The organism is Bacteroides eggerthii (assembly GCF_025146565.1).
GTDB classification, from domain to species: Bacteria; Bacteroidota; Bacteroidia; order Bacteroidales; family Bacteroidaceae; genus Bacteroides; species Bacteroides eggerthii.
This window is the reverse complement of the sequence record NZ_CP102258.1, coordinates 3,219,533-3,232,731: the sequence shown is the minus strand read 5'-3', so window position 1 is coordinate 3,232,731 and position 13,199 is coordinate 3,219,533. Positions and strand designations below refer to the sequence as shown.

The window sequence follows — 13,199 nt, the reverse complement described above, 5'->3', positions numbered from 1 at the left end:
GGAAGTGCCTTCCTTCTTCTTTATTAGTTGATTTGTCATCTGTGGTAATTAATCACTTTTTAATTTTGAATTAACTATTTATTTCGCTCCTGATTAATGGAGTAAGGTCATATTTGTAAAAAATAATATTTATTTTAATATCATGAAGAAATTATATCTGTTTTTGGGGGCTGCCACTTGCCTTTTAGCATCAGCATCTGGTTATGAACGGTCTGAATGGAAGAATAACTTTTCTAATCAAAAAGAAACACTGAACATTGTGGGGCGAGGAGAGTGTTCTGTCACGAATGGTGTGTTTCGTTCAAAAGGTTCTTATGCTTGTTTTGGAAATCCGGAATGGAAAAATTATGCGGTGTCTTTCAAGGCGCGTGCTCCAAAAGATGCAGAACAGGTTCAAATTTGGGCTGGATTTCGTGCTAATAATCGTTTTGACCGTTATGTGGTTGGTATAAAAGGTGGATTACAGGATGACTTGTATTTGATGCGTATGGGATATATGGGCACAGATGAGTTTCTGGGTGTTCGCCCGCTAGGGTTCCATCCTGTGCCTGGTCAGTGGTATAAATTAAAGGTTGAAGTATGCGGAAGTCGTATTCGTGTTTTTGTAAATGACGAAAAAAAACCGCATATGGATATAGTAGATAAGAATAGTAATTTGGCTCCTTCTGGTCCTGTAACTTTAGGAGGTGGTTGGATTGAAACGGAATTCGATGATCTTGTAGTAACTTCATTAGAAGAAAACGCATTAAATGATGTAGCTGTCTCAGAGTATGGAAAAGTCGTTACACCTCAAGAGAAAGAGTCTCTGCGTAAGCAACAAAGGGCTACTTATACGGCTGTGAAAGTTGGCGAGCTCAAAGGTAGCCGTACAGATATTTCTTTGGATGGTAATTGGCTTTTTATGCCAGAGTATGAATTGAATAATAAAGAAAATGCTGTGGCACTAGGTACGGATGATAAAAATTGGCATGTTATGTCAGTACCAAATTTTTGGAATCCGATTCGTATCTGGTTACATGGCGAGACAATGCCATCACCAACAGGACATCAGCCTAAGGGAGTGTCTGACACATATTATCAGCAGGAAACGGCACGTTGCGAAGGTTATACTTTTGACTATAGAAAAACAAACGCAGCTTGGTATCGTCAGTGGATAGAATTACCTGCTAGTGTCGAAGGTAAAACTATGACGTTGACTTTTGATGCGGTATCAAAAATTGCTGAAATTTATATTAACGGAGAGTTAGCAGGAACCCATATTGGCATGTACGGTGAGATACAAATAGACGGTAGTCGTTTATTGAAACCTGGCAAAAATCTGCTTGTAGTGAAAGTAACGGGGCGTGTAGATGGCAATTCTTCTGAGGCAAGTAGTGCAGCTATTGATTTTTTCTATTCTTCCGTACGTGAAAGTGAGCAGGAAGGTGGAAAAGTAACAATGAAGAATGATAATATTCTGAAAGATATAGCACATGGGTTTTATGGTGCTGATCCTGCAGGTATATGGCAGCCAGTTAAGCTTTCTATTACTAATCCGGTAAAGGTAAAGGATGTCTTTATTAAGCCAACCTTGGAGGGAGCTACTTTTGATTTGACAGTGAAAAACCATGATACCAAAAAGAAACAGTTTGATCTTTATACAGATATTATAGATAAAGAAACAGGTGCAACATTTTATACAGCTCTTTCTTTGCCTAAATTAGTATTAAAGGCCAATGAGGAAAAGATATTCACTTATAGTGTGGCTGGTTTAAAACCACGTCTTTGGACTCCTCATCATCCTAATTTGTATGATTTCCGTTTCCGTTTGGTTGCTCATAAAGGAGTTGAACTGGATTGTATGACAGAGACTTCAGGCTTTCGTACTTTTGAAGTGAAAGAAGGGCTGTTTTTTCTAAATGGTAATCGCTATTGGTTACGTGGTGGTAATCATATACCATTTGCTTTAGCTCCAAATGACTTGAATTTGGCCAATACTTTTATGCAATTAATGAAGGCTGGTAATATGGATGTAACTCGCACACATACTACTCCATGGAATAAACTTTGGATGAGAGCAGCGGATAAAAATGGAATTGGTGTTAGTTTTGAAGGAACATGGCCTTGGCTGATGATTCATTCCACTCCTTTACCTGATGCTAAACTTATTGAGATGTGGAAGGAAGAATTTTTACGTCTGTTAAAGAAATATCGCAATCATCCGTCATTACTTTTCTGGACTGTAAACAATGAAATGAAGTTTTATGATAATGACAATGATTTGGAACGTGCAAAAGAAAAGTATCGTGTAATTTCAGATGTAGTGAAAGAAATGCGCCGTATAGATCCTACGCGTCCTATTTGTTTTGATTCCAATTATCAGGCTAAAGGTAAAGATGAAAAATTTGGTACTGACTTTATGAATAGCATAGATGATGGCGATATTGATGATATGCATGGATACTATAATTGGTATGATTTTTCTATATTCCGTTTCTTTAACGGTGAGTTTCAGAAGAGATATAAGATGCCGGATCGTCCGCTCATTAGCCAAGAAATGTCAACAGGGTATCCAAATAACGAGACAGGACATCCTACACGTTCTTATCAATTAATTCACCAGAATCCACAATCGTTAATTGGATATGAATGTTACGATTTCTCTGATCCTAAATATTTTCTTACAGTACAATCCTTTATAACAGGCGAATTGGCTGAGACACTTCGTCGTTCTAATGACCAGGGATCTGGAATTTTGCATTTTGCATTACTTACTTGGTTCCGTCAGGTATATGATTATCAAAATATAGATCCGTATCCTACATATTACGCTTTAAAACGTGCTTTGCAACCAGTCTTGGTTAGTGCAGAATTGTGGGGACGTAATCTTTATGGAGGTGATAAATTAACTACTCGCATTTATGTTGTAAATGATCGTGAAGATGGTAAAGATTTGAAAACTTCTTTGCTGCGTTGGGAGATTCAGGATGAGACAGGAGAGAAGATGGCTTGGGGTAGTGAAAAGGTTCCAGAGGTAAAGCATTATGGACGTCGCTATATTGAACCGAATATTCAATTGCCTGTTAATCTGCCAGCTAACAAGGTTAATGCTAAATTAGTATTGAAGTTGACAGAAGATGGTATACCAGTATCAGAAAATGAATATCATTTGGTATTAGCCCGTAAAACATGGAATATAAGCCAAATATCAGAAGATAAAGAAATCGTTTTATTGGATAAAGATGGAATGAAATCTAAATTTGATTTTTTACAGATTAAGTATAAAACAGTTTCCTCTGTGAAAGAATTGGTCGACTCTAAGCAAAAGGCTACTCTCTGCATTATTTCTGGTTTGAAGGAATGTACAGATGAAGAAAAAGAGATGCTTCGCTCTTATCAGTTCAAAGGAGGTCGGTTGCTTTTACTGAATAGTAAAGAAGTGGCCAAAAACATTTATCCAGAGTATATAACGAATTGGATTATTCCGACAGAAGGAGATATAGTGAATATGGAACGTAATGATGCTTCGGTATTTGATGAAATTGATGTGTTGGAGTTGAGATATTTTAACAATAATAAAAGAGAAATTCCATTAGCTTGTAATGCGACCTTAAAAGTAAACCGTAATGAGAACTTGATAGAATTGGCGGGACAGATGAAGATACATGCCTATATTGATGGTGGAAAACCGGAAGACCGTATTCGTAAAATTGATTCAATGAGAGGACTCACTTTGTTGCAAATAAAGGATGGAAAAGGATTAGCCACTGTTTCTACCATGTGTACGGAAAAAGCTGATACTGATCCTATTGCAGGCAGATTGTTGGTAAATATGATAAATGATTTATTAAAGTGATAGTTAACATTGTTTTTAGAGATTGATATAGTCAAGTACTATAATTCGGAAGTCTCTGGTATCATTTTGCACTGTGGTTATAAAGACCACAGTACAAAATGAATCTACAAAGCCAAGACTTGTCACCGTTGGAATAGGTAACGGACTTGCTGAAATCTAGAATTCAGGAAAAAAATAGACTAGATGAAACACCCTTTTATACTAATATCTATGCTGAAGTATTTATCTATATTTTGTTTTTTCTCTATGTTTACCTTTCTCCAGGGATATGCAAAGGAAGGAAGGCACACAATCTTATTGACGGGAGGTGGTTGGTCGTTGTGGCTTGATAAAGAAGCGAGTTGGCAGAATGATCGCCTTTACCTTCCACATGAGGTGACTGATTTGTCTTTATTGCCTGTAAACCCTCCTACCGGTGGATGGCAGGTTCTGGAAAATAATCCTGATGCGGTTGCTGTAAATATACCTGGTACGGTGGAGGAATATCTCACAGTTTCTGATACTCCTCGCCCTGAAGATTTTCGAGGGGTTAGTTGGTGGTATCGCAAGATTACATTACCTGTTACCCAGAAAAACAAACATTTTATTATTTACTTTGAATCTGTCAGAATGCGTGCAGAAGTCTATCTTGATGGTAAACTTGTGGGGTACGATCTGATAGGTGAAACTCCTTTTCATATAGATATTACTGATGAGGTTAAACTGGGAGTTGAGCATTTATTAGCAGTACGTGTTACTAATCCTGGAGGTAATTTTCATTGGCAGGATTTTGATATATTGAAATGGGGAAAGTATAATGTTCCTCCGGGAAGAAGTTTTAGTGGAATTATTGGGAGAGTAAAGCTGGAAAGTTTAAATCCTATTTTTATTTCGGATATTTATATGCAGAACACTCCTGAAGTCACTAAAGTGAACGCTATATTGTCTATAACTAATAAGATGTCTTTTAGCGTACGACAGGATATTGAATTGCAAGTCTGTGAGAAAAAGAATCCCGATAAGGTAGTATTTAAGCAAACCATGAGAAAGCTTTCTTTATCTTCAGGAAACCATGAGGTGATAATTCCTGTAAATGTTCCCGATGCTAAGTTGTGGGAACTCTCTTCCCCTGAATTATACACTTGTCGTGTGCGAATAAAGCAGGGTAAAAACGTACTTGATGAAGATATGAAAAACTTCGGCTTTCGTTGGTTTAATGTAGATGGAGTAGGAAAGAATGCGGTGTTTCGTTTAAACGGACGTCGTATGATGTTGAAAAGTGCAATTAGCTGGGGCTATTTTCCTGTTACGGGTTTAGTGGCTACACCTGAGATGGCTGAAAAACAGGTGCTTACAGCCAAGAAACTGGGTCTGAATATGCTGAATTTTCATCGTTCTATAGGTAGTCCTGTCGTACTTGAAAAGGCGGATGAGCTAGGGCTGCTTTATTATGAGGAGCCGGGCTCATTCCATTCGGCTAATCATGATCCATTTATACGTACTATTGTGAATGAAAAGTTAAAGCGTATGGTTTATCGCGATCGCAGCCACCCGAGTTTGGTAATCTTTAATTTGATTAATGAGTTTGGAGGACGTTTATCGAAAGATAAAGAACTTGTAGCAAAACGCATGAATGATATGCGTGAGGCCCATGCAGTAGATCCTAGTAGGATTATGACGTTTACTTCTGGGTGGGCAAATAGTGAAAATGAGGAAGAAGATTCCAAAGCACATATGTTACCATTTGATACTGCTGTATATCGAAAAGGTTGGTTTGACAATCACCGTGCCGGAGGTCCGGAGACTTGGTTAGAAAGCTATTATAAAGGACCAAAGAGTAATCTTATGTATACAGATAATCGTACAGAAGTTTATTTGAGAGGTGAGGAAGGAGCTATTTCGACTCCTCCTCGTATTCAGTTGATAAATGAAAATATAAAAAGTTCTGATAGAACAGGATGGGATGGTCTTTTTTGGCAAAAACAGTATAAGGCTTTTATCGATTATTTTCAGGAGAAAGAATTAGAACCATATTTTGAGACCCTTGATTCTTTAACACGTTTGATGGCTAATGTTTCATATGAACATCAGGGAAGGAGAATTGAAGGAATGAGGATGCAGAACTTGGGTGATGCCTATATGGTGAATGGTTGGGAAGCGATGCCCTATGACAATCATTCGGGTATTGTGGATATTTATCGTAATCCCAAAGGAGATATTTCAAGATTGGCGTATTACAATCAACAGTTGTATGTGGCCGTTGCATCGCGTAATCAGGTTGTAAAGCTTCCAGGTATTGCAACAGTAGACTTTTACATTGTAAACGAGGTAAACTTAAAAGGCAATTACATTCTTGAAATAAAGATGATTGCTCCTAATGGAAAAGTTGTTTATAAACGGAGTGAAAATGTAGCTCTTAAGGGAGGGGAGACTTTTGGGCAACTTTTATTGGAGAATGTAAAGATTCCGATAAATAATAATGAGGGTACTTATCGTATATCGGCAGATATAAAAGCGAATGGCCAACAAGTACGTGCTCATGGGTATGATGAGGTGATAGCTGTGAATTGGGAAACAAATGATTTAGCTGGTAATGGAGCTTATTATGGGAATAATAATGATAAGGTTGCAGCTTTCTACAAGGCAACTGTCGGGAAAGAACTTCCTGCTTTTACTCCTGATATGGAAAGATTAGATTGGCTTGTTGTGAATCGTTCCTCTTTGGATGAACCGGTTGTTATTCCTTCAGATTATTTTAAGGGTAAAGATGGAATTACTACTTTAAAGGCGACTTGGTATAATGAACCGGATATGAACATTATAGCTTCTGTGAAACCGGATATGAAATTGGACCATAACTTTGTAGCAGGGGCCCAACCAGATGAATCCATACCTGCCAATCAGCCGTTCTCAGTAATTTGGGAGGGGTATATATGTCCACCTGAATCAGGACAATACCTGCTTGGAGTTGAGACTGATCGAGGGGTGCGTATGTACGTTGATGATAAACAGCTGATTGATGAATATTTTAATGCTGTTCCTATGAAGCAAGATAGGCCTGTTATTATGGAGGCAGGGAAACCGATAAAAATTCGGGTGGTATATCGTCAGACTCACCAATCAGGTTATATACAACTAAAATGGTCCCGACCAAGTGCAACTACTATCACTCCATGGAAATTATTAGAACGAGTTAAACATGATGGGACTACTTTAATTTTACTTGATTGTACTGAAACTTGGATGAAAGCGGTAGCTGAATATACAAATGTAGAATATGACGGTTATTATAATGTAGGTAAAAACTGGATAGGCGGTATTCATTTTGTAAAAGAACATCCATTATTTGCTGGCATGCCGGTCAATAATGCTTTGAATTGGCCTTATCAGGCAGTAGTAAGAAATGGTGATCAGCGATTCGGCTTTCGTATACGAGGAGAAGAATTAGTGGTTGGATCCTATCGAAGTACTCCGTTTGAACTAGGTACTGCTGTGGGAATTATTCCTTGCGGGAAAGGTAAGATTATTTTTTCCTCACTAGACATTGTAGATAATTTGGATAATCCATCGGGGCCCGCAGAGATGGCTAGGAAAATATTGTGTAATTATATCAAATATGCTTTGAACAATCATTAATTATGAATTAGAACTATTTAAACAGCACAATGAATAAGAGAAATGTAGATAACATATTTGTTAAATCAGAAATTATATTTGTAATATTTCTGATGGCCTTATTTTCTGTTGAGACTGCTGATGCACAAATAAAAAAGCAACAGACATTACAGCACAGTATTAAAACAGTTTATTCGACAAAGGATTGGGTGATATCCGATTTCGTAGTAACAGATCCGATGTTCGGTGCTAAAGCTGAACCTGGTTTTGATAATAGAGCTGCTTTTCAGGCTGCTATTGATGCTGCTTATGAAAGTGGGGGAGGAGTAGTATACATACCTGCCGGAAATTACGAATTTCATAGCACACAAATAGGGATTAAGAGTGTCAGAGTACGTCAAGGGACTTCGGAGAATAAGAAAGACTTTAACTATGAGTATGTTTTGCGTCTTCATCCAGGTGTACAGCTTCGTGGTGATTGGGCAGCTCCAGAATCCAATAATGGGATGGTCCTTGGAACCATACTTGAAGTACGTGTAGGGAAGAATGCACCAAACTATGACGGAAGTGTGAAAAGCTGGTGGAATGATAGCCAAGCTGGGAATGCACTTCGTACTACCTACACAAGTATTGCTGATAGGTTTATTGAAATGAACGCGGGAACAGGGGTGACTAACCTTTCTATCTGGTATCCTGAACAGAACATTAATGATGTGAAACCATATCCATGGACATTGTTTCAAACTCAGGGAAATTGTGCAACGATAGAGCATGTTACTCTCGTAAATTCCTACAACGGTTTCAATTCTGCGCCAAGTGAGTTACATTATGTATTGGATAGCTACATAACGGCCCTTAATAAAGGCATTGAAGTACATGTATGTACTGATATTGGGCGTATTGAAAATGTCAGCATAAGTCCTGAATATTGGGCTAAATCAGGCCTTCTGGGAGCACCAACTCTTGCAGAATTAACAGCATATACAAAAGCTAACAGTGTAGGGTTTCAGATGCATCGGTCGGACTGGGAATATATCTCTTATTTACACATTTCAGGTTATAAAACAGGAATTTGGATTGGGCGCGAACCCGGCTTTGCAGATGCGCCTAATGCACAATTGTATGAGGTTCATGTAGATAATTGCGAAAATGGACTTTATGTAGAAGATGTTAACCCATATGGAATACTTATATCCAATTCTTCATTCGGAGCTGCTAAAGGTGGTAATGCTGTATATTTCTATAAAGATTTCAGTACTTCTACGCAGTTTAATGGAGTAGAATTTAGTGGGCCTATCGTTAGTGATGGCAGCGATGGAGTTATATCGTTTGAAAGCTGTCTTTTTGGTAAATATAGTGACTATGCACTTAAAATAAATAATGGCAATGTACTATTATCTCAGTGTCATTTTGAAAATGATGATAAGCATGTGTATCTTGGCATGAATATGCGTACATTGAAATCTGTAAACTCTGGGCATAAGCAGCGACTAAAAATTAATAATCATAGCAATGATGCAAAAATAGAGATTATTACTGATAAAAAATATGCATTTGAACCGATTCCCAAAGGGCTAAAAACTAATATTATTGCTCATCCGAGACCTGTATCAAACCAAGTGTTGAAAGCAGATTTTTCAAGGGCAACAGGATTTAATAATCAGCGGCCTGTGAAGGATATATCAAGCGAATTACAGTCTGCACTTGATGCTTTAAAGGCTTCGGGAGGAGGTACACTTTATTTGCCAGCTGGCAGATATTTGGTGGACAAACCTATAAAAATCCCTTCTGGAGTGGAATTGAGAGGTTCATGGGACGTACAACATCATACACAAAATGGTGGTACTGCTATATTTACCAATTATGATGGTGGGGATGCAGGAGAAAATGCTCCTTCTCTCATACAACTTGAGACTAATGCGGGTATTAGAGGTATTACATTAGCGCAGCTCAACATTATATCCGGAGAATATAGTGCTGAAAGCCCAAGAAAAACCCCGTTTTTGATACAGGGGCAGGGGCCTAAAGTATATGTTATTAATGTAACTATAGCGATAGGCGATAAAGGGATAGATTTAGCTTCATATGATACTAGTGGGCATTATGTTGATTATTTAGGTGGTGTACCTTTGAGAGCGGGCATTTGGGTTGGTGGTGGAGCGGAAGGAGGCTTTATCCGCAACATGCAGTTTAATCCCCATTATGGCTCAAGACTGCCAGAAGGTGGACAAGGTTATCCGAGAGTGGCTATGATGCGCTTTGTGCAGTCCAATTGTAGTGCTCTTAAATTTGCGGATGTCAAAAATCAAACGATCTTTAATAATTTTGTTTACGGTTCGGTTTATGGAATACACTTTTTGAAAGATGAGATAACGGGTAAATATCCTGGTAAAATGACTATGATAGGACATGGATCAGATGGATGTACATATTCTTTATTTGTAGAAGATGCTGACAAAGACACAAAAATAATTGCGGTCAATTCCGAACTGGTTAATACGAAAATTCCCAATGAACCTGTTAGATCATATGTACTTATGGGAAAAGAGATGAATACAAGCAAAGTTCATCCTGATGCTAAACTAATATTGTATAATAGTGCATTTTGGGGGAGTCCTGTATTTGGAGCTATCATAAATAGTGGCATAGTGTCATTTCAACAAGCTAACTTTTCACGTTCGGGCACGTATGGAGTAGATGTAAGGGGAGGGAGAGCGCATGTATACACTTCTTATTTTGCTCAAGAGATACCAGATACTGTTACCTTAAATGGATATGCAAGGTTGGGAATGTATGGAAATTTGATAGAATTAACCAATAATTATTATATCTCTGGATTTAGGTTTGATAAGGAAGGAAAGGGAATCCTTTGCGGTTCTGATAAAAGGTAAGATGTCTAATGAAAATATTTATATCTCAAAAAAGAGTGAATGTCTATTTTAATTGAAAAATTAATCTCTAAATAAGCGTAATAAGGCTAAAAGCTTAATCTTGAGAATTTATTTTTGCGATAGGAAATCTTATTTGAGCATGATAGATAATGTATAAAAAATATATATAATGAAGAATATGAAGAATAAACTGTTTGTTACATTAGGGATACTTGGTATGAGCTTATTGTCATATGCAGGTACTAAACATTCTTTAGAAACATCTTATCCTAGTTATAAAGGTTTGATAATGGCAGGGTATCAAGGTTGGTTTCGTGGACCGCAAGATGGAACCGGCCAAGGATATGGTCATTACGGAACTGGAAAACAATTTGATGAAAACCATTGTACCATTGATGTGTGGCCTGATGTAAGTGAATATGAAAGGATCTATGAAACTTCTTTTAAACATGCCGATGGAAGAAAAGCATATGTATTCAGTTCTGCGGATAAATCGACTGTTGATCTACACTTTAAATGGATGAAAGAATATGGAGTAGATGGAGTATTTGTGCAACGTTTTTTTGATTATACTCGTGGGAACCAACAAAACTCAGTCCCTAATCGTATTTTGGCAAATGCTTTAGATGCTGCCTCAAAGTATAATCGTGCTATTGCAGTTATGTATGATTTGTCTGGACTGAAAAAATCCGGTGAAGATTGTTCTTCAATTATAGAAGATTGGAAAAGGCTGGTAGATAATCAAAAAGTAACTAATCAGGCGGGAAAGAAAACTTATCTGCATCATAATGGGAAACCTGTGGTAGCTATATGGGGAGTAGGATTTCCCGATCGTCCTTACAATATTAGAAATATTGGTTTGGATCGTTTGATTGATTTTTTGCAAAACGATTCTGTGTATGGCGGTTGTACAGTAATGTTGGGCGTTCCTACGTTTTGGCGTAATTTGGAGTCTGACTGTATCAATGATTCTTACTTGCATGTAATGATCAAAAAAGCGGATATAGTTTTGCCATGGACTATTCAGCGTTTTTCTCCTCTTTTACATAATGATATGGATCGTTTTCGTGATCTGATAATTGGTGACCTTTGTTGGTGTAAAGAAAATGGGATAGATTATGTACCGGCGGTAACTCCTGGTTTTAGCTGGCATAATCTTAGTAAATTAGAATTCCCGGATGACGTGAAACCTGTTGGGAGTATTCCACGACAGGGTGGTCGCTTTTATTGGCAGCAACTTTCGACCGCAATGCTGGCAGGTGCTGAAATGATTTATGTTGCAATGTTTGACGAAGTAGATGAAGGCACTGCTATATTTAAGTGTACAGGTGATTATCCGGTTAGTGATGTAGCTAAGTTTATAGATATGGATGGGCAACCTTCAGATCATTATCTATGGTTGACAGGTGAAGCTGCTCGTATGCTCAGAAAAGAGATTCCATTGACTTTTAAAATGCCTATAAGGAATAAATGATGAAACGGCTTTGTTCTATTATAACTTTGCTTGTGTCGTTTTTATTATTGACGGGGAAAATACAAGCACGTATTACTATGCCATCTCTCTTTTCGGACGGTATGGTGTTGCAACAACAAAACTTGGTTGCCATTTGGGGCAGTAGTGATAGAAAAAAACAGAGAATAACTGTAAAACCTTCGTGGAGTAATAAAGAATATACGACAGTTTCCGATGATTTAGGAAGGTGGAAAATGAAGTTGGAGACACCAGTTTATGGTGGCCCTTATAATATAGAAGTGAGTGATGGTGAAACGGTACGTTTAAGTAATATATTGATTGGTGAAGTATGGCTTTGTTCCGGTCAGTCTAATATGGACATGCGAATGGGAGGGCGTTATGATGAACCGGTGATTGGTTCATTGGATGCGATTGTTACTTCTCGAAATTCTCAAATACGTATGTTTACGGTGGATGGTAAGATGGACTCTATACCCTTGGCTGATTGTGAAGGAAGATGGCAGGAGGCTTCTTCTGAAACTGTTCCCGATTTCACTGCTGTCGGGTACTTTTTTGCATGTAAATTAAATTCGGTACTTGGTGTGCCTGTGGGGATTATTCATGCTAGTTATGGCGGCTCGCGAGTAGAAGCTTGGATGAGTAAAGAAAGTATTGAACCTTATAAAGATTTGCAAGAGGTACGTAACGGCTCTATTCTTTATAATGGAATGTTGAGCCCGGTGATAGGATATGGTATCCGGGGGTGTTTGTGGTATCAGGGAGAGGCAAATATAGATGCCCCTGATTTATATACTCAATTATTTCCTGCATTGGTGAATGATTGGCGTAGGCAGTGGAAAATAGGAGAGTTCCCTTTTTATTATGCCCAGATTGCTCCTTTCAATTATAATAAAGGTGAGGAAAAAGGGAAGAATTCTGCATTTCTGCGTGAAGCACAAATGAAATGTCTAAGATATATACCTTCTTCGGGAATGATTGTATTGACTGATGTAGGTGACGCTCACACCATACATCCTATGGAAAAAGAAACTGTTGGAAATAGATTTGCTTATTTGGCTTTGGGACGCACTTATGGTAAAAAAGGATTTCCTGTAACCGGGCCGTTATATAGATCTATGAAGGTGGAAGGGAATAAAATTATTCTATCATTCGATGAAATAGGTAAAGGATTAACAACTTTCCGTAGGCCGTTTACAGGGTTTGAAATAGCAGGTGAGGACAGGATATTTCATCCAGCTGATGCGCGTTTGGGTGAAGGTGCGCAGACTGTTGTAGTTTCGAATCCGGAAGTCAAGCATCCAGTTGCGGTACGTTATGCTTTTAAAGATTATGTGGAAGGTTGCCTTTTTAATATGTCTGGTCTTCCGGCGTCTTCTTTTAGAACTGATAATTGGTAATAATTAGT

At 38.0% G+C, this 13,199-nt stretch carries 5 protein-coding genes; all 5 read left to right on the top strand.

Features of this window, described 5'->3' with window-relative positions:
* The first annotated feature begins 142 nt into the window (after positions 1–142).
* Positions 143–3,835 (top strand): glycoside hydrolase family 2 protein, encoded by a 3,693-nt coding sequence (locus NQ546_RS13345; RefSeq protein WP_004290598.1) that lies wholly within the window; start codon positions 143–145, stop codon positions 3,833–3,835.
* Positions 3,836–4,081: 246 nt separating this feature from the next.
* On the top strand, positions 4,082–7,450 hold the full coding sequence (locus NQ546_RS13340) for a PA14 domain-containing protein (RefSeq protein ID WP_004290599.1): 3,369 nt from the start codon (positions 4,082–4,084) through the stop codon (positions 7,448–7,450).
* Between the two features lie 29 nt (positions 7,451–7,479).
* On the top strand, positions 7,480–10,320 hold the full coding sequence (locus tag NQ546_RS13335; RefSeq protein ID WP_004290600.1) for a glycosyl hydrolase family 28-related protein: 2,841 nt from the start codon (positions 7,480–7,482) through the stop codon (positions 10,318–10,320).
* Positions 10,321–10,489: 169 nt separating this feature from the next.
* Entirely contained in the window at positions 10,490–11,794 is a 1,305-nt protein-coding gene (locus NQ546_RS13330; RefSeq protein ID WP_004290601.1) for a glycoside hydrolase family 71/99-like protein, read from the top strand.
* Complete coding sequence (locus tag NQ546_RS13325; RefSeq protein ID WP_004290602.1) at positions 11,791–13,191, top strand: sialate O-acetylesterase; 1,401 nt, start codon at positions 11,791–11,793, stop codon at positions 13,189–13,191. Before NQ546_RS13330 ends, NQ546_RS13325 begins: the two co-directional genes overlap by 4 nt.
* Positions 13,192–13,199 lie beyond the last annotated feature (8 nt).